Here is an 18,269-nt window from a genome sequence, read left to right as displayed (position 1 = left end):
TGTACGTACGGCCTGGCGAAAGTCTTCTGGTCAGTGCGCCGCCCGACCCAGGTGGCTCCCGAGTCCCAGGGCTGCGCTACAACGACCGCCCTACGCGGTACCCGCACCTTCCGGCGCCTTCGCGGCGGCGGGTCCGGCGGCCTTGGGTGGGGCGGGCCGGACTGCCTCGCGGTCGGGCGCGAGCGGATCGGTCACCGTTCCGGACTCCTCGTCGAAGAGCCCCTGCGCCAGCCTGGTCACCGCTGCGGGGACCGGCGGCGCCAGGTCGGCCACAGCTCGGAGACCGGACAGGACGTCGTCGGGTCGCACGGCAGGTGTCACGTGCCGAACAACCAGCCGCAGTATCGCACAGGGCCCGTCCCCCGGCCTATCAGGCCGGGACCGAGCCCCCTCCGCACCCGCCTCGGGGACCGCTTCCAGACCGGCCACGGCCGCCCGTGCGTCGAAGGTCCGCAGACCGTTCTTCGTACGGCGTTCGACCTCCACCGACTCGGCCGCCAGGAAGGCGGCCACGGCCTCTTCCGCCGCGCGTGGCGCGACGCCGTCCAGCCTCAACTCCCATACGGAAGCGGTCAGCCGGTCGGCGAACCCCGTCGTACGGACCTCGACAGCGTCGATGATGTCCAGGCCGGCCGGCAGCGACTCGTCGAGCAGCTCACGCAGCTTGTCCGGGTCGCACACCTCCACCAGGGCGATCTCCAGGAACTCGGCCTCGCTGCCCGTGCCGGTGGGTGCGGCATTGGCGTACGACACCTTCGGGTGCGGGGTGAACCCCGCCGAGTACGCCATGGGCACCTCGGCGCGGCGCAGCGCCCGCTCGAAGGCGCGCTGGAAGTCACGGTGGCTGGTGAACCGGAGGCGGCCGCGCTTGGTGTAGCGCAGTCGGATGCGCTGCACCGCCGGTGCGGGCGGCGGGCCTTCGGGCTGTCGCTTGCCCAGTGGTTCTTCTCCTCGGTGCGGGCGGTACGCGGTGACGCGCCGCCCTCGGACGTGGGGGTGGCCCCGGGTCCCGGTTCCGTCCCGCTTTCGCGGGGAGATCTCGGGTGCGGGGTCCGCGCCGGGGACGATCGTTGTACTACCCAGAGTACGCGTACGGCCCTCCCGCGGTTCCCCGCCCTCGGTCGGACGGCGCCGCGCACCGGTGCCCGCGGGGCCCGGGTGCCTCAGCCGTCCGTCCTGACCCAGTAGCGGAGCTTCCCGCCGCGCTGGTCCTCCAGCACCCCGCCGGCCGCCTCGATCACCTTCCGCGACGGAACGTTCGTGGTGTCGCAGGTGACCAGCACCGACGCCAGGCCGATGGCACGGGCGACGGGCAGGGACGCGACGAGCATGTTGGTCGCGTGGCCCTGCCGCCGCGCGGTGGGGCGTACGGCGTAGCCGATGTGGCCGCCCAGCTCACGCAGGAACGGGTTGAGCCGGTGGCGGATGGAGAGACGTCCCAGGAACGTCTCGCCCTCGACGTACCAGAGGGTGGTGTTGGGCACCCACCCCTCGATCCGCGGGGTCTCCTCCAGCGGCTCGGCGTTGAGCCGCTCCACATACGCGGCGAAGACCTCGGGCCGGTGCCAGGTCGCGCCGAACTCCTCCATCTCGTGCAGGAGCAACGAGCGCTCGTCCGCGCCTTCTTCGACGAACTCCTTCATGGCGTCCAGGAAGGAGGAATGGACCTTGATGTCAGGGGCGATGAACCGCGGCATCAGCCCATTGTGCAGGCGAGCGGGGCGGAACCCGGCCACGGACAGGGCCTGCCGTGACCGGGCGCGCCCCGGCACTCCGTCGTACCCGCCGCTACTTGACGACGGTGAGGGGCAGCAGCTTCTTGCCCGTGGGGCCGATCTGGATCTCGGTGTCCATCTGCGGGCAGACACCGCAGTCGAAGCACGGCGTCCAGCGGCAGTCCTCGACCTCGGTCTCGTCGAGCGCGTCCTGCCAGTCCTCCCAGAGCCAGTCCTTGTCGAGACCGGAGTCCAGGTGGTCCCAGGGCAGGACCTCCTCGTACGTACGCTCGCGCGTCGTGTACCAGGCGACGTCCACGCCGGACTCCGGCAGCGTCTTCTCCGCGCAGGCCATCCAGCGGTCGTACGAGAAGTGCTCACGCCAGCCGTCGAACCGGCCGCCGTCCTCGTACACCGCGCGGATGACCGCGCCGATGCGCCGGTCGCCGCGCGAGAGCAGGCCCTCGACGATGCCGGGCTTGCCGTCGTGGTAACGGAAGCCGATGGAGCGGCCGTACTTCTTGTCGCCCCGGATCTTGTCGCGGAGCTTCTCCAGCCGGGCGTCGGTCTCCTCGGCGCTGAGCTGGGGCGCCCACTGGAAAGGGGTGTGCGGCTTGGGTACGAACCCGCCGATCGAGACCGTGCAGCGGATGTCGTTCTGGCCGGACACCTTGCGGCCCTCGGCGATGACCTTGACCGCCATGTCGCCGATCTGGAGGACGTCCTCGTCGGTCTCGGTGGGCAGACCGCACATGAAGTACAGCTTCACCTGCCGCCAGCCGTTGCCGTACGCGGTGGAGACCGTACGGATCAGGTCCTCCTCCGAGACCATCTTGTTGATGACCTTGCGCAGCCGCTCGGAGCCGCCCTCGGGGGCGAAGGTCAGACCGGACCTGCGGCCGTTCCTGGTCAGCTCGTTGGCCAGGTCGACGTTGAACGCGTCGACGCGGGTGGACGGGAGGGACAGGCCGATCTTGTCCTCCTCGTAGCGGTCCGCGAGCCCCTTGGCGATGTCGCCGATCTCGCTGTGGTCGGCGGAGGAGAGGGAGAGCAGACCGACCTCCTCGAAGCCGGTCGCCTTCAGCCCCTTCTCGACCATCTCGCCGACCCCGGTGATGCTGCGCTCGCGCACCGGGCGGGTGATCATGCCGGCCTGGCAGAACCGGCAGCCGCGCGTGCAGCCGCGGAAGATCTCCACGGACATCCGCTCGTGAACGGTCTCGGCGAGCGGGACGAGCGGCTGCTTCGGGTACGGCCACTCGTCGAGGTCCATCACGGTGTGCTTGGACACCCGCCACGGGACACCGGACTTGTTCGGCACGACGCGCGCGATGCGGCCGTCCGGGAGGTACTCGACGTCGTAGAAGCCGGGGACGTACACCCCGCCGGTCTTCGCGAGCCGGAAGAGGACCTCCTCGCGCCCGCCGGGGCGGCCCTCCGCCTTCCAGGCCCGGATGATCTCGGTGATCTCCAGCACGGCCTGCTCGCCGTCGCCGATGACCGCGCAGTCGATGAACTCCGCGATCGGCTCGGGGTTGAAGGCGGCGTGGCCGCCGGCGAGCACGATGGGGTGGTCGACGGTACGGTCCCTCGCCGCCAGCGGGATGCCCGCGAGGTCCAGGGCGGTGAGCATGTTCGTGTAGCCCAGCTCGGTGGAGAAGCTCAGCCCGAAGACGTCGAAGGCACCGACCGGCCGGTGGCTGTCCACCGTGAACTGCGGGACCTTGTGCTCGCGCATCAGCTCTTCGAGATCCGGCCAGACGCTGTACGTGCGCTCGGCGAGCACGCCCTCGCGCTCGTTCAGTACCTCGTACAGGATCATGACGCCCTGGTTGGGCAGCCCGACCTCGTAGGCGTCCGGGTACATCAGCGCCCAGCGGACGTCGGTGGAGTCCCACGGCTTGACCGTGGAGTTGAGCTCACCACCGACGTATTGGATCGGCTTCTGCACATGCGGGAGCAGGGCTTCGAGCTGCGGGAAGACCGATTCTGCAGACATCACGGCGATCTTTCGTGGACTGACAGGGGTGACCATTCAGCCTACCCCGGTGGTCAGCCCGTCAGATCCGCCCGCAACCGGGGGTCGGACGCCTCCTCCCACAGGCCCGGCACCTCCTGCTCACGGCGCTCGCCCTGGGCCTCCTCCTGGCCGTACAGCAGGCCCCAGGTGAACGCGGACTCGCCCGCCGCGTGGGCCTTGACCGCGAGATCGCGGAGGGCCTCACGGGCCACCACGCTGTCCTGGTGGTCGCCGAGCGCGGTCTGGAGGGCCTTCATGCGCTTGGCGAAGCGCTTGGCCGGCTTGCCCAGGGCGGGGTGGGCCGCCTCGGCGGCGTAGCGGGCGCGCTTGGCGGCCTTGCGGGCGTTGTGCATCGCCAGGTCGCGTTCCTCGCCGGGGGCGAGCGCCAGCGCGTGGCCGACCCGGCCGGCCAGCCGCTCGTAGTTCTTGAGGATCGCCCGGGGCAGCGCCTTGCCCGCGGGCTGCGCGGCGTCCGGCCGCAGCGGCGGCGAGGTGAGCAGTCCGTCGAGCGTCTCCAGCAGGGTCAGATACCGCTCGCTGTCGAGTACGGCGACGGTCCTGCTCCGGGACCCGGCCCGCTGGGCGGCGTCCCAGGTCCGGAGCCGGGCGCGCACCGGCCCGAGGAGCAGTGTCACGGGCAGCGCGTCGATCCGGGCGCTCAGCCGCTCGTCGAGGACCTCGTGGTCGCGGTCGACGCCCAGCTCCGCCGCCACCCACTTGAGCTCCTCCGCGACCGGGTCGGTGACGGACCGGTCGAGGATCTTCCGGTACGTCCGGAAGGCGGAGCGCATCCGGCGGGTGGCGACGCGCAGCTGGTGCACGGAGTCCGGCAGGTCGCGGCGTACGGCGGGGTCCTGGGCGACGATCGCGTCGGCCTGGTCGCGCAGATAGGCCAGGATGTGGTCCCCGGCGCTGCGCGGCCCGTCCTTCGCCGCCCGTGTCCCGGCCCTGCCCGGCTCGTCGGACGTCGTCCCGCCGTCGGGCGCCGTCCCGGCCAGTGCCCTGCCGAGCTTGGACGCGGCGGACGACGGGCGCAGTCCGGCCTTGCGGAGCCTCTTCTCCACCGCGTCGAGGATCGCGGGATCGGCGTCGTCGCCCAGTTCCACCTCGACCTCGGTCCAGGAGGCGGTCCCGCCGTCCTTTCCGCCGGTGCCCCCGGCGAGGCGTCGCGCGCGTACGGCGTCCACGCTCGCCTCGGCGAGCAGCGTGCCCTCGGCGTCGAGCAGATGCAGGACATCGCGCGAGGTCGTGAGCCGTACGAGGGGGCCGAGCCCGGCGCCGCGTACGCGCGAGCGGACCAGCGCGGCGAGTTCGTCCGGAAGGGTGTCGGCGAGCGGTGCCCTGATCTCGTCGCGGACACCGGCGGAGACCGGGAACTTCAGATGCCAGCCCTCGTCATCGCCGCCCGTGCGGCGCCGCAGTGTGACGTGGTCCCCGGTGAGGCGCAGATCCGCGGTGTCGTAGTAGACGGCGTCCAGCTCCACCACGCCTCTGGCGCGGACGCTCGCGACGCCCTTGACCCCGCTGAGGTCCGGCAGTCCGGAGGGCTCATCGCCGTCGGAGGGCGCGGGAAGCTCGTACTTGCGCTCGATCTCTCGCTTGGTGTCCGCCATGTACCGAATTTAGTCCCAGGGGTCGCCCTTGGGCAGCCCCTGGGACCTTTCGAGGACATGGCTCACGCCGTTATCGGCCGCTGCGCCCGGATCGACTGGAGCAGTCCTACGGCGATCCACGCCGCGAACATCGCGGTACCGCCGTAGGACACGAACGGCAGCGGCAGACCCGCCACCGGCATGATCCCGAGCGTCATCCCGATGTTCTCGAAGGACTGGAACGCGAACCAGGCGATGATCCCCGCGGCGACGATCGTGCCGTACAGCTCGGTCGTCTCCCGGGCGATCCGGCAGGCGCGCCACAGGACCACGCCGAGCAGCAGCAGTATCAGCCCCGCGCCGACGAAGCCCAGTTCCTCGCCCGCGACCGTGAAGACGAAGTCGGTCTGCTGCTCGGGCACGAACTGGCCGGTGGTCTGGGAGCCGTGGAAGAGCCCGGTGCCGGTGAGGCCGCCGGAGCCGATGGCGATCCGCGCCTGGTTGGTGTTGTAGCCGACGCCCGCCGGGTCCAGCTCCGGGTTGGCGAAGGCCGCGAAGCGGTTGATCTGGTACTCGTCGAGCACGCCGAGCGCCGCGACCGTGATGGCGCCCGCCACTCCCGCGCCGACCAGGCCGATGATCCAGCGGTTGGAGGCGCCGGAGGCGAGCAGTACGCCGAGCACGATGACGGCCATGACCATCACCGAGCCGAGGTCCGGCATCAGCATGACGATGGCCATCGGGATGACCGCGAGGACGAGGGACTTCGCGACCGTGCGATGGTCCGGATGGATCTGGTCCCCGGCGTCCACCCGGGCCGCCAGCATCACGGCCATGCCCAGGATGATCGTGACCTTCACGAACTCGGAGGGCTGGAGGGTGAAGCCGCCGCCGATCACGATCCAGGCGTGGGCGCCGTTGATGGTCGCGCCGAGCGGGGTGAGGACCAGCAGGACCAGGACGACCGAGAGCCCGTAGAGCGCCGGCACCGCCCCGCGCAGGGTGCGGTGCCCGAGCCAGATCGTGCCGACCATCAGGGCGAACCCGATGCCGGTGTTGAGCAGATGGCGCACGAGGAAGTAGTACGGATCGCCCTGGTTCAGCTGGGTGCGGTTACGGGTCGCCGACCACACCAGCAGCGAGCCGATCAGCGACAGGGCCAGCGCCGAGAACATCAGCGGCCAGTCGAGCCGGCGCGCCATCGAGTCACGGGCCACGAGCCTGGCCCAGGTCCCGCGCTCCGGACCGTATCCGGAGACCGAGAAGCCGCTTGTGCCGGCCATCGCTCAGTCCCTCCCAATCGGCGTGTCGGAGTCGTCGGGGTCGTCGGGCGGGCCCGCCAGCGTCTGCTCGTCCGGGTCCGCCTTCTCCGGCTCGTACGGCCTGATCTTCGGCGCGTCGATCGAACCGTCCGGCTGGATCGCCGGCAGTGCCTTGCGCGGCTCGGGCATCAGCGCCTTGCCGAGGTCCTGGTCGCCCTTGGCGTTCAGCCCGTACATCGCCTCGTAGATCTTTCGTACGGCGGGCCCGGAGGCCCCGGAGCCGGTACCACCCTGGGAGATCGTCATGACGATCGTGTAGTCCTCGGTGTACGAGGCGAACCACGAGGTCGTCTGCTTGCCGTAGACCTCGGCCGTACCCGTCTTGGCGTGCATCGGGATCTTGTCCTGCGGCCAGCCGCCGAAGCGCCAGGCGGCGGAGCCGGTGGTCGTGACCGCCGCGAGGGCTTCGTTGATCTGCTCCAGTGTCTTCCCCCGTGTCGGCAGCTTGCCGTGCGACGTGGGCGCGATCTCCTCGACCCGCTTGCCGTCGGCGCTGACGATCGCCTTGCCGACCGCGGGGTTGTAGAGGGTGCCGCCGTTGGCGATGGCCGAGTAGATGGTGGCCATCTGGATCGGGGTGACGAGCGTGTCGCCCTGGCCGATCGAGTAGTTGACCGAGTCACCGGCGCGCATCCGGTTGCCTTCGAGGCAGCCCTCATAGGCGATCTTCTCGACGTATGTGCCGCCCTTTTTGCCCTGCTTGCACCAACTGACCTTGTTGGCCTCCCAGAAGCTCTGCTTCCACTGACGGTCCGGGACGCGTCCGGTGACCTCGTTGGGGAGATCGATACCGGTCTCCTTGCCGAGGCCGAACTGGTGCGCGGTCTTGTAGAACCAGTCGTTGGGGTGCGTCGGCTTCATACCGCCGTCTTTCTGCCACTCCTTGTGCGCGATGCCGTAGAAGACGGTGTCGCAGGAGACCTCGAGGGCCTTGCCGAGGGTGATGCTGCCGTAGCCCCTGGACTCGAAGTTCTGGAAGACCTGGCCGCCGACGCTGTACGAACTGGGGCAGGGGTAGGTGCCGTTGAACTTGTATCCGGCGTTGACCGCGGCGGTCGACGAGATGACCTTGAAGATGGAGCCGGGGGCGGCCTGGCCCTGGATGGCCCGGTTCAGCAGCGGGAAGTTGGACTTCTTGCCGGTGAGCCTCGCGTACTCCTTGGCGGAGATGCCGCCGACCCACGAGTTGGGGTCGTACGTCGGCAGGGAGGCCATCGCGACGACCCGGCCGGTCTTCGCCTCCATGACCACCGCGGCGCCGGAGTCCGCCTTGTAGTGCTCGCCGGTGTTGCGGTCCATCTCCTTGCGCGCGGCCTTCATCGCCTCGTTCAGCTCGTACTCGGTGACGGCCTGGACGCGCGCGTCTATCGAGGTGACGACATGGGCGCCGGGCTCGGCCTCGTCGTTGCGCGCCTGGCCGATGACGCGGCCGAGGTTGTCGACCTCGTACCGGGTGACGCCCGCCTTGCCGCGCAGCTGCTTGTCGTAGGTGCGCTCCAGGCCGGACCTGCCGACCTGGTCGGAGCGGAGGTACGGCGACTCGCTGTTCTGGGCCTTGGTGATCTCCTCGTCGGTGACGGGCGAGAGATAACCGAGTACCTGAGCGGTGTTGGCGAGCCCCGGCGCGGCGTAGCGGCGTACGGCGGTGGGCTCGGCGGTGACGCCGGGGAAGTCCTCGGCGCGCTCACGGATCTGGAGGGCCTGCTGGGTGGTGGCCTCGTCGGTGACCGGGATCGGCTGATAGGGCGAACCGTTCCAGCAGGGCTTGGGGGTCTTCGAGTCGCAGAGCCTGACCTTGTCCATGACGTCCTTGGGCTTCATGTCGAGGACATCGGCGAGCCGGGTCAGGACGGCCACGCCCTTGTCCGGCATCTTCATCAGCTCGGTACGGCTGGTGGAGACGACGAGCCGGGTCTCGTTGTCGGCGAGCGGAATCCCCCGGGAGTCGAGGATCGAGCCGCGGACGGCCGGCTGGACGACCTGCTGTACGTGGTTGTTCTTGGCCTCGTCCGTGTACTCCTGGCCGTTGCGGACCTGGAGGTACCAGAGCCGGCCGCCGAGGGTGAGGAGAAGCGAGAAGACGAGTACTTGAATGATGACGAGCCGGATCTGGACCCGCGGTGTCCGCCCGGTCTCCGGAATATTGCTCACTGCGATCCCCCACGGACGGTACGGGCCGACGGTGCGCGGCCGGCCGTACGCGCGGGCGTCCGCGCGACGGCCGCCGGGTGATGCGGTGTCACAGTCGCTTGACCCCCTTGATACGTCCGGCCCGCGCGGCGCGGTTACGGGCCGCCCTGAGCCGCAGGACGCCACGCTGACTGCCGATCCGCAGGCCGGTGCCGGTGGAGGACCAGCCGGCCGCGACATCGGCGCCGCCGCTGCTCTGGGTCTCGGCGAGCGGATCGTTCTCGGCGCGTCTGGCCAGGAACATGATCAGCGGGACGGTGAACGGCGCCAGCAGCAGATCGTAGACCGCGGCGGTGAACAGCAGGCCGGCCAGCCCGACATGGCGGGCGGCGGTGTCCCCGACGAGCGCGCCGACCCCGGCGTACAGCAGGGTCGAGCCGAGCGCCGCGGCGACGACCACGGCCATCGGCGCGAACGCCGATCTCATCTGGCCCTTCTCGGGGCGGGCGAGTCCGGCCAGATAGCCGATCACGCAGAGCACCAGGGCGTAGCGGCCGGCCGCGTGGTCGGCGGGCGGCGCCAGGTCGGACAGCAGCCCGGCGCCGAAGCCGATGAGCGCGCCGCCCACATGGCCGTACACGAAGGCCAGGGCGAGGACGACGAGGAGCATCAGATCGGGGACGGCGCCGGGGAGCTGGAGTCTGGCGAGTACGGACACCTGGATGACGAGGGCGACCACGACCAGCGTGGTCGAGAGCAGAATCCGGTTGAAGCGCATGGGGATCAGCCCTACTCCTGGTCGTCTGCTTGGGCGTCGGCATTGGGAACCGGATCGGCGTTGCTGCTGGCGTTGGGGTCCGGATTGCCGGTGTCCGCCTCACCGTTCGCCTCCGTCTCGCCGTTGGGCGACGGGGTGACCGTGACGGTGACGGTGGGCGTCGGGACGGGCCGCGACTTGGGCGGCAGCACCGTGTCGCGCGGATCCTGCCGGGGAGCCACGACGACGACACCGACGAGGTCGAGCTTCGTGAACCCGACGAAGGGGCGTACGTACAGGGTCCGGGTCAGATCGCCGCCGGACGGGTCGACCCGGACCACCTCGCCGACCGGGACGCCGGGCACGAACGGCCGGTCCTTGCTGGACCCGAAGGTGACCAGCCGGTCGCCCTTCTTGATCTTCGCCTTGCCGTTGAGCAGCTGGACGGAGAGCGGGCGGTCGCCCTGGCCGGTGGCGAAGCCGAGTTCGTCGTTGCCCTCCATCCGGGTGCCGACGGTGAAGTCCGGGTCATTGGCGAGCAGTACGGTCGCGGTGTCCGGGCCGACGGTCGTGACCCGTCCGACGAGTCCGTCACCATTGAGCACGGTCATATCGCGCCTGATGCCGTCTTTGGCACCGATATCGATGGTGACCGTCCAGGAGAATCCCTGGGCCGCTCCTATGGCGATGACCTCGGCGCCCTTGATTCCGTACTGACCGGCGCCGGCCTTCGCGAGCATCTTGTCCAGTTCGCGTACCCGGCTGCGATTGCGGTCGTCACTGCCGAGCCGCTGTTTCAGCTCGGTGTTCTGCTTCTGGAGCACGGCGATGCGATTGTGCCGCGCACCGGAATCCCGTACCGCTCCTATGGCATTGCCCACCGGATTGACCGCGGACGCGACACCGTTCTCCACCGGGCCGAAGACCGTCGCGGCGGCGTGCCGCGCGCCGTCGACCGGGGAATCCTCGCCACCGCGGATATCCACCGTGATCAGTGCGAACGCGATGGCGATCAGCAGCACCAGGAGCAAACGGCTCTCTCGTGTGTCCCTCACGTGCGGCGGCCGTGCCTTCCTCGTAGGAATGATTCTGGGGGTATATCAACGATCCGCCGCGCGAGAGGCCGGGACCCCTGCCGGGGGTCCCCCTGGACCCGGGGGCCAGGGGGACGGGGACTCTTCCGTCACCGGCGGGGCTGGGCGTCCAGCACCTGCTGGAGCGCCTCGAACTCCTCGACACACTTGCCGGATCCGAGTGCCACGGAGTCCAGCGGATCCTCGGCGATGTGGATCGGCATCCCCGTCTCACGACGCAGCCTCTCGTCGAGACCGCGCAGCAGGGCGCCGCCGCCGGTGAGCACGATCCCCCGGTCCATCACATCGCCGGACAGCTCGGGCGGGCACTTGTCGAGCGTGGTCTTGACCGCGTCGACGATCGCGTTGACCGGCTCCTCGATGGCCTTGCGCACCTCGGCGGCGGAGATGACCACGGTCTTCGGCAGTCCGGAGACCAGGTCACGCCCGCGGATCTCGGTGTGCTCGTCCTTGTCGAGGTCGTACGCGGAACCGATGGTGATCTTGATGCTCTCGGCGGTCCGCTCGCCCAGGAGAAGTGAGTACTCCTTCTTGATGTGCTGGATGATCGCGTTGTCCAGCTCGTCACCGGCGACGCGGATGGACTGTGCCGTGACGATTCCGCCGAGCGAGATCACGGCGACCTCGGTCGTACCACCGCCGATGTCCACGACCATGTTGCCGGTGGCCTCGTGGACGGGGAGCCCCGAGCCGATGGCCGCGGCCATGGGCTCCTCGATGATGTGGACCTGGCGCGCACCCGCCTGGGTGGACGCCTCGATGACGGCGCGGCGCTCAACGCCCGTGATACCGGAGGGCACACAGACGACGACCCGCGGACGCGCCAGATAGCGGCGTTTGTGGATCTTCAGGATGAAGTAGCGCAGCATGCGCTCGGTGATTTCGAAGTCGGCGATAACACCGTCCTTCAGTGGCCGGACGGCAACGATGTTGCCCGGTGTCCGGCCGATCATCTTCTTGGCCTCGGCGCCGACCGCGAGAATACCGCCGGTGTTGGTGTTGATGGCGACGACGGACGGCTCGTTGAGTACGATCCCCCGGCCTCTGACGTACACCAGCGTGTTGGCGGTCCCGAGGTCGACAGCCATGTCACGGCCGATGAACGACATGTTGTTCCCCATGAGGATGCGTCTGGCCTTCCCAAGCGTTGATGGCTTTTCAGGATGGCGAGGTGGGTGCTGTGGCTTGGAGGTTTCCATCGTAGTGCCGACGCAAGGACGACGGCGCGGTGGCCCACCTCAGTAAGGGTGACGAAGTGTCGGTCCGATGCGTTCCCGAAAGTGGCTTAGATATGCCCAAAGGCGACCGAATTCCTTCGGTCGCCCCAGGGCATCAGCGCCGTTTGGCTGACACGTGGTCAGGAAAGACCCGGGAAGAAGATTTTAAGTTCCCGAATGGCGGACTCCTCGGAGTCCGAAGCGTGGATCAGGTTCTCCCGGACGATGGTTCCGAAGTCCCCCCGGATGGACCCCGGCGCTGCGGCGATCGGGTCAGTCGGACCGGCGAGCGCGCGGACGCCCTCGATGACCCGCTCACCGTCGACGACCAGAGCGACGACCGGGCCGGAGGCCATGAACTCGACCAGCGGCTCGTAGAAGGGCTTCCCCTTGTGCTCGCCGTAGTGCTGCTCCAGCGTGTCCTGGTCGAGCGTGCGCAGCTCCATGGCGCTGATGGTCCAGCCGGCCTTGCGCTCGATACGGCCGACGATCTCGCCGACCAGGCCGCGGCGTACGGCATCGGGCTTGAGCAGGACAAGCGTGCGCTGGCTCACTGTGCGGGCTCCTTCTACTACGGGATGCGGGCCCTCAGAGGCTACAGGGCATACCACACCATCGATCACACAGCGTCAGCCTCTGCCGATGCCTGCTCGGCCCAGCGTGCCTTCGCCTCGTCGATCTCCCGCCCGAAGTGGACCGAGGCCCCCCACAGGGCCGCGAAGATCACGCCGAGGACGAACATCGCGGGCACCACGAAACCGCTGGCGACCAGCGCGACCTGGAGCGCCCAGCCGAGCTGGACGCCGCCGGGGCGGGTGATCATCCCGCAGAGCAGCACGGACAGCAGCATCGCGATGCCGCAGACCGTCCAGACCGTCCCCACCGTCAGATCGTCGGACTTCATGGCGACGAGACCGGCGAAGCCGATCACGAAGAACTCACCGATCAGTGTGGACGCACAGAGCGTACGCATGGGATTCAGCGCCTCCTCAGCAGCAGCCGGGCCTCGCCGACCGTGATCACCGAGCCGGTGACCAGGACCCCGGCACCGGCGAACTCGGACTCCTCCTCGGCGAGCGTGATCGCCGCCTCCAGCGCGTCGTCGAGCCGCGGCTCGACCTGGACCCGGTCCTCCCCGAAGACCTCGACGGCGACGGCCGCCAGCTCGTCCACGCCCATCGCCCGGAAACTGGAGTTCTGCGTGACGACGATCTCCGTGCAGATCGGCTCCAGGGCCTCCAGCACGCCGCGCACGTCCTTGTCGTCGCTGGAACCCACCACACCGATCAGCCGGCTGAAGCCGAACGACTCGGTGAGGGCCTCGGCCGCGGCGCGGGCCCCGGCCGGGTTGTGCGCCGCGTCCAGCACGACCGTCGGCGAACGCCGTACGACCTCAAGCCGGCCCGGCGAGGAGACCCCGGCGAACGCCTTGCGGACCGTGTCCATGTCGAGGCGGCGGGCGTGCTGCGCGCCGATCCCGAAGAACGCCTCGACGGCGGCGAGCGCCACCGACGCGTTCTGCGCCTGATGCGCGCCGTACAGAGGGAGGAAGATCTGCTCGTACTCACCGCCGAGTCCGCGCAGGGTCAGCAGCTGGCCGCCGACCGCGATCTCGCGGGCGACCACACCGAACTCCATGCCCGCGCGGGCGACCGTCGCGTCCGCGTCGACGGCCTTCTTCAGCATCACCTGCGCGGCGTCCACCGGCTGCTGCGCCAGGATGACCGTCGCGCCCGGCTTGATGATCCCGGCCTTCTCCACGGCGATCTCGCCGGGTGTGGAGCCGAGCCGGTCCGTGTGGTCCAGATCGATCGGCATGACGACGGCGACGGAGGCGTCGATGACGTTCGTCGCGTCCCAGGTGCCGCCCATGCCGACCTCGACCACGGCGACGTCCACCGGCGCGTCCGCGAAGGCGGCGTAGGCCATGCCGGTCAGCACCTCGAAGAAGGAGAGCCGGTGCTCCTGCGAGCCGTCGACCATCTCGACGTACGCCTTGATGTCCTCGTACGTCTCGATGAACCGCTCGGCGGAGATCGGGGCGCCGTCCAGACTGATCCGCTCGGTGACGGACTGGACGTGCGGGCTCGTATACCGGCCGGTACGCAGATCGAACGCGCCGAGCAGCGCCTCGATCATGCGGGCCGTGGAGGTCTTGCCGTTGGTGCCGGTGATGTGGATCGACGGATAGGCGCTCTGGGGATCGCCCAGCACATCCATCAGACCCTTGATCCTGGCGACCGACGGGTCGAGTTTCGTCTCGCCCCAGCGGCCCGCCAGCTCCTGCTCGACGGCGCGCAGCGCCTTGTCCACCTCCGGGTCCTCGGGGCGTGCCGGGACGCCGTCACTCTGCGCGGGCCCTGCCTGGGCGCGCAGCGTGCGGCTGCCGGCCTCGATCACCGCGAGGTCGGGGTCTCGGTCGGTCGCGGCGTCGACGATCTCATCGAATTCGTCGTACTCGCCGGGCTGGTCGGAAGGACGGTGCTCGCTCACGCGACCAGTCTACGGAGCGCCACCGGCACCGGTCGCCCCGCGCCCCGGCTCGGAACGACGGCGAGGCCCCCGGCCGGGTGGCCGGGGGCCTCGTCGAGCGGGTGGCGGGTGCCCGGGTCAGCCCTGGGGCAGGCCCGCCAGCTGTGCGGTCAGCCGCTCGATGTCCGTCTCCGCCTTGGTGAGCCGACCGCGGATCTTGTCGACCACGTTGTCGGGGGCCTTGGCGAGGAACGCCTCGTTGCCGAGCTTCGCCGTCGCCTGCGCCTTCTCCTTCTCCGCCGCGCCGAGGTCCTTCGTCAGGCGCTTGCGCTCCGCCTCGACGTCGATCGTGCCCGACAGGTCGAGCGCGACCGTCGCCCCCTCGACCGGCAGCGTCGCGGTGGCGTGGAAGCCCTCGCCCTCCGGCTGGAGGCGCAGCAGCTGCCGGATGGCCGCCTCGTGCGCGGCCAGCGGCGTACCCGTGAGATCCAGCCGCGCCGGGACCTTCTGGCCGGGCTGGAGCCCCTGGTCGGAGCGGAACCTGCGGACCTCCGTGATCACCTGCTGGAGATGCTCGATCTCCCGCTCGGCCGCCACGTCGCGGAACCCGCTGTCGGCCGGCCAGTCGGCGACGACGACCGACTCCTTGCCGGTGAGCGTGGTCCAGAGCGTCTCGGTGACGAACGGGACGATCGGGTGCAGCAGGCGCAGGGTGACATCGAGGACCTCGCCGAGAACCCGGCCGGAGACCTTCGCCGCCGCACCGCCGTCGATGAACGTGGTCTTGGACAGCTCCACGTACCAGTCGAAGACCTCGTCCCAGGCGAAGTGGAAGAGGGAGTCCGACAACTTCGCGAACTGGTAGTCCTCGTAGTACGCGTCGACCTCCGCGACCACGGCGTTCAGCCGCGACAGGATCCACCGGTCGGTGGCGGACATGTCGGCCGCGTCGGGCAGCGGGCCCTCGACGGTCGCGCCGTTCATCATCGCGAAACGCGTGGCGTTCCAGACCTTGTTGGCGAAGTTCCGGGAGCCCTGGACCCAGTCCTCGCCGATCGGCACGTCGATGCCCGGGTTGGCGCCGCGCGCGAGGGTGAACCGGACCGCGTCGGAGCCGTACTTGTCCATCCAGTCCAGCGGGTTGACCGCGTTGCCGAAGGACTTCGACATCTTCTTGCCGAACTGGTCACGGACCATGCCGTGCAGCACGATCGTGCCGAACGGCGGTGTGCCGTCCATCGCGTAGAGACCGAACATCATCATCCGGGCGACCCAGAAGAAGAGGATGTCGTAGCCGGTGATCATGATCGAGTTCGGATAGAACTTCTCGACGCTCGGGGTCTGTTCGGGCCAGCCCAGCGTGGAGAACGGCCACAGCCCCGACGAGAACCACGTGTCCAGGACGTCCGTGTCCTGCGTCCAGCCCTCGCCGGCCGGCGCCTCGTCGTCGGGACCGACGCAGACGGTCTCGCCGTTGGGCCCGTACCAGACGGGGATGCGGTGGCCCCACCACAGCTGCCGGGAGATGCACCAGTCGTGGAGGTTGTCGACCCAGCCGAAGTAGCGGGACTCCATCTCCTTCGGGTGGATCGTGACCCGGTCGTCGCGGACGGCGTCACCGGCGGCCTTGGCCAGCGGACCGACCTTGACCCACCACTGGAGCGACAGCCGCGGCTCGATGGTCGTCTTGCAGCGCGAGCAGTGCCCGACGGAGTGCGTGTACGGGCGCTTCTCGGCGACGATGCGGCCCTCGGCGCGCAGCGCGGCGACGATGGCGCTGCGCGCCTCCATCCGGTCGAGCCCCTCGAACGGGCCGGGGACGGTGATCACGGCGCGCTCGTCCATGACCGTGATGTTCGGCAGATCGTGCCGCCGGCCGATCTCGAAGTCGTTCGGATCGTGCGCGGGTGTCACCTTGACGGCGCCCGTACCGAACTCCGGGTCGACATGGGTGTCCGCGACGACCGGGATCGTACGGTCGGTGAGCGGCAGCTTGATGCGCTTGCCGACGAGATGCGCGTACCGCTCGTCGTCGGGGTGGACGGCGACGGCCGTGTCGCCGAGCATCGTCTCGGCGCGGGTGGTCGCGACTTCGACGGAGTCCTCGCCCTCGCCGTACTTCAGCGAGACCAGCTCGCCGTCGTCGTCCTGGTACTCGACCTCGATGTCGGAGATCGCGGTGAGACAGCGCGGACACCAGTTGATGATGCGCTCGGCGCGGTAGATCAGCTCGTCGTCGTAGAGCTTCTTGAAGATCGTCTGGACGGCCTTGGACAGCCCCTCGTCCATGGTGAACCGCTCGCGCGACCAGGCGACGCCGTCGCCGAGCCGGCGCATCTGCCCGGAGATCTGCCCGCCGGACTCGCCCTTCCACTTCCAGACGCGCTCGACGAACGCCTCGCGCCCCAGATCGTGCCGGGACTTGCCCTCCTTGGCGAGCTCGCGCTCGACGACGTTCTGGGTGGCGATGCCCGCGTGGTCCATGCCGGGCTGCCACAGCGTCTCGTAACCCTGCATGCGCTTGCGGCGGGTGACGGCGTCGATGAGCGTGTGCTCGAAGGCGTGCCCGAGGTGGAGGCTGCCGGTGACGTTCGGCGGCGGGATGACGACGGTGAACGGGGGCTTCTCGCTCTTCTCGTCGGCCTCGAAGTAACCGCGCTCTACCCAGCGCTCGTACAGCTTCCCCTCCACCTCGGCCGGAACGTACTGGGTCGGCAGTTCGGGGTTGCTGGCTGGCTGCTGCTGAGTGTTCTCGGTCACGGGCACAGTTTAGAGGTGTCACCGCCCCGTACTGAAACGGGATAGTTCGGTAACGGTGCGGCCCCGGGTGGCCTCGGTCACGGTCCCGTCCGCCAGGATGTTCGGAACGCATAGGCAACTAACAGGGGACAGCGCATGAGTTACCACCAGCCGGGACCGTACGGCGGGCCGCCGCAGCAGCCCGGACCGTACGGCCAGCCAGGCCCTTACGGCCAGCAGCCGCCGCAGGGGCCGCCGCAGCCCGGTTACGGTTACCCGCAGCAGCCCCCGCAGGGTGTCCCCCCGCAGCCGCCGCAGGGATACGGCTACCCGCAGCAGCCAGGACCGTACGGGCAGCCGCCCCAGCAGCCCCCGTACGGCCAGCAGTCCCCGTACGGCCAGCAGCCCGCCTATGGCGGCGGCCCGTACCCGCCCCCTCCGGGCCAGGCTCCCAAGAAGAAGACGGGCCTCATCGTCGGCGCGTCCGTGCTGGCGCTCGCGGTGATCGCGGGCGGCGCGTACTTGCTGGTCGGCGGCGGCTCGGTCCCGGACGACGGCAAGAAGTACAAGCTGGCGATGCCGGAGTCGGTGCTCGGCGGCGCGTACAAGAAGGCCGGGGACACCGGTTCCAACGGCGGCAGCCTGAACAAGAGCGACGTCAAGGAAGCCGAGAAGTGGGGAATCGGCAACCCCCGGGAAGTGGCCGGCAGCTACTCCACGGGAGCGGGCCCCACACAGAAGGTGATCGACTTCAGCGGCGTCTACGGCGAGATCGAAGACCCCGAGAAGGTGGTCGACGCGATGTTCACCGAGTCGCGGAAGAACGCCGACAAGGCGAAGAGCGGCGGCCCGAGCCTCGAATTCATCGGCGAGCCGCAGGAGTTCACGCCGGACGGCTTCGACAACGGCTTCATGAAGTGCCAGGAAGCCAAGTTCACCCTCGGACAGGCCGGCGGTACCAGCTCAGGTCCCGGCAGCTACACGATGCCGATGTGCGTCTGGGGCGACCACAGCACCATGGGCTACGTCATATCGTCCGACGCCGCGGCCGGTGTCACCGGCAAGACCAGCCTGTCCCTGGACGAGGCCGCCGCGCAGGCCGCGAAGCTGCGCGACGACGTCCGCGTCGAGATCACGTAACGGACTCCCGCGCGTACGGCACAGGGGCGCCCGGCCGGTTGGACCGGCCGGGCGCCCCTGTGTGTCGCGTA

14 protein-coding genes are annotated in these 18,269 nt (G+C 69.6%); 1 reads left to right on the top strand and 13 read right to left on the bottom strand.

Annotated features, from left to right (window positions below):
- Window positions 1-90 precede the first annotated feature (90 nt).
- The 13 genes from ACIOGX_RS06980 to ACIOGX_RS06920 form a co-directional block, all read right to left on the bottom strand.
- The gene (locus ACIOGX_RS06980; protein WP_356508291.1) at window positions 91-897 is read right to left on the bottom strand and encodes a TIGR03936 family radical SAM-associated protein; all 807 of its coding nucleotides are present in this window, start codon (window positions 895-897) and stop codon (window positions 91-93) included.
- Between the two features lie 266 nt (window positions 898-1,163).
- Window positions 1,164-1,697, bottom strand: a complete 534-nt coding sequence (locus ACIOGX_RS06975) for a GNAT family N-acetyltransferase (protein ID WP_401910957.1) — start codon at window positions 1,695-1,697, stop codon at window positions 1,164-1,166.
- Window positions 1,698-1,788: 91 nt separating this feature from the next.
- Entirely contained in the window at window positions 1,789-3,714 is a 1,926-nt protein-coding gene (locus ACIOGX_RS06970) for a TIGR03960 family B12-binding radical SAM protein (protein WP_356508295.1), read from the bottom strand.
- A 53-nt stretch (window positions 3,715-3,767) separates the two neighbouring features.
- Entirely contained in the window at window positions 3,768-5,348 is a 1,581-nt protein-coding gene (locus ACIOGX_RS06965) for a CHAD domain-containing protein (protein ID WP_401910953.1), read from the bottom strand.
- Between the two features lie 62 nt (window positions 5,349-5,410).
- Window positions 5,411-6,610 carry a rod shape-determining protein RodA gene (gene rodA / locus ACIOGX_RS06960; protein WP_356508299.1) on the bottom strand — a complete coding sequence of 400 codons (1,200 nt, stop codon included), beginning with the start codon at window positions 6,608-6,610 and terminating at the stop codon, window positions 5,411-5,413.
- 3 nt (window positions 6,611-6,613) lie between these two features.
- A complete protein-coding gene (gene mrdA, locus ACIOGX_RS06955; protein WP_356508301.1) occupies window positions 6,614-8,800 on the bottom strand; it encodes a penicillin-binding protein 2 in 2,187 nt (728 codons plus the stop codon).
- A gap of 88 nt (window positions 8,801-8,888) precedes the next feature.
- Window positions 8,889-9,557, bottom strand: a complete 669-nt coding sequence (gene mreD / locus ACIOGX_RS06950; RefSeq protein ID WP_356508303.1) for a rod shape-determining protein MreD — start codon at window positions 9,555-9,557, stop codon at window positions 8,889-8,891.
- Window positions 9,558-9,568: 11 nt separating this feature from the next.
- Window positions 9,569-10,591, bottom strand: coding sequence for a rod shape-determining protein MreC (gene mreC, locus ACIOGX_RS06945; protein ID WP_356508305.1), 1,023 nt, complete (start codon window positions 10,589-10,591; stop codon window positions 9,569-9,571).
- A gap of 128 nt (window positions 10,592-10,719) precedes the next feature.
- Complete coding sequence (locus ACIOGX_RS06940) at window positions 10,720-11,739, bottom strand: rod shape-determining protein (protein ID WP_030352375.1); 1,020 nt, start codon at window positions 11,737-11,739, stop codon at window positions 10,720-10,722.
- 248 nt (window positions 11,740-11,987) lie between these two features.
- Window positions 11,988-12,401, bottom strand: coding sequence for a nucleoside-diphosphate kinase (gene ndk, locus ACIOGX_RS06935; protein ID WP_030352376.1), 414 nt, complete (start codon window positions 12,399-12,401; stop codon window positions 11,988-11,990).
- A 65-nt stretch (window positions 12,402-12,466) separates the two neighbouring features.
- Entirely contained in the window at window positions 12,467-12,820 is a 354-nt protein-coding gene (locus ACIOGX_RS06930) for a DUF4233 domain-containing protein (RefSeq protein WP_356508307.1), read from the bottom strand.
- Window positions 12,821-12,825: 5 nt separating this feature from the next.
- Window positions 12,826-14,340, bottom strand: a complete 1,515-nt coding sequence (locus tag ACIOGX_RS06925) for a folylpolyglutamate synthase/dihydrofolate synthase family protein (protein ID WP_356508309.1) — start codon at window positions 14,338-14,340, stop codon at window positions 12,826-12,828.
- Between the two features lie 117 nt (window positions 14,341-14,457).
- Complete coding sequence (locus ACIOGX_RS06920; RefSeq protein WP_401910948.1) at window positions 14,458-17,079, bottom strand: valine--tRNA ligase; 2,622 nt, start codon at window positions 17,077-17,079, stop codon at window positions 14,458-14,460.
- Window positions 17,080-17,214: 135 nt separating this feature from the next.
- Here ACIOGX_RS06920 and ACIOGX_RS06915 point away from each other — a divergent pair, with 135 nt between their 5' ends.
- Window positions 17,215-18,198, top strand: coding sequence for a hypothetical protein (locus ACIOGX_RS06915; RefSeq protein ID WP_383959945.1), 984 nt, complete (start codon window positions 17,215-17,217; stop codon window positions 18,196-18,198).
- Window positions 18,199-18,269: the final 71 nt, after the last annotated feature.

The organism is Streptomyces sp. NPDC088147 (genome assembly GCF_044741565.1).
In the GTDB taxonomy this organism is placed as follows: domain Bacteria; phylum Actinomycetota; class Actinomycetes; order Streptomycetales; family Streptomycetaceae; genus Streptomyces.
Note: the sequence above shows the minus strand (reverse complement) of the source record. Positions and strands in the feature narration are given on the sequence as shown.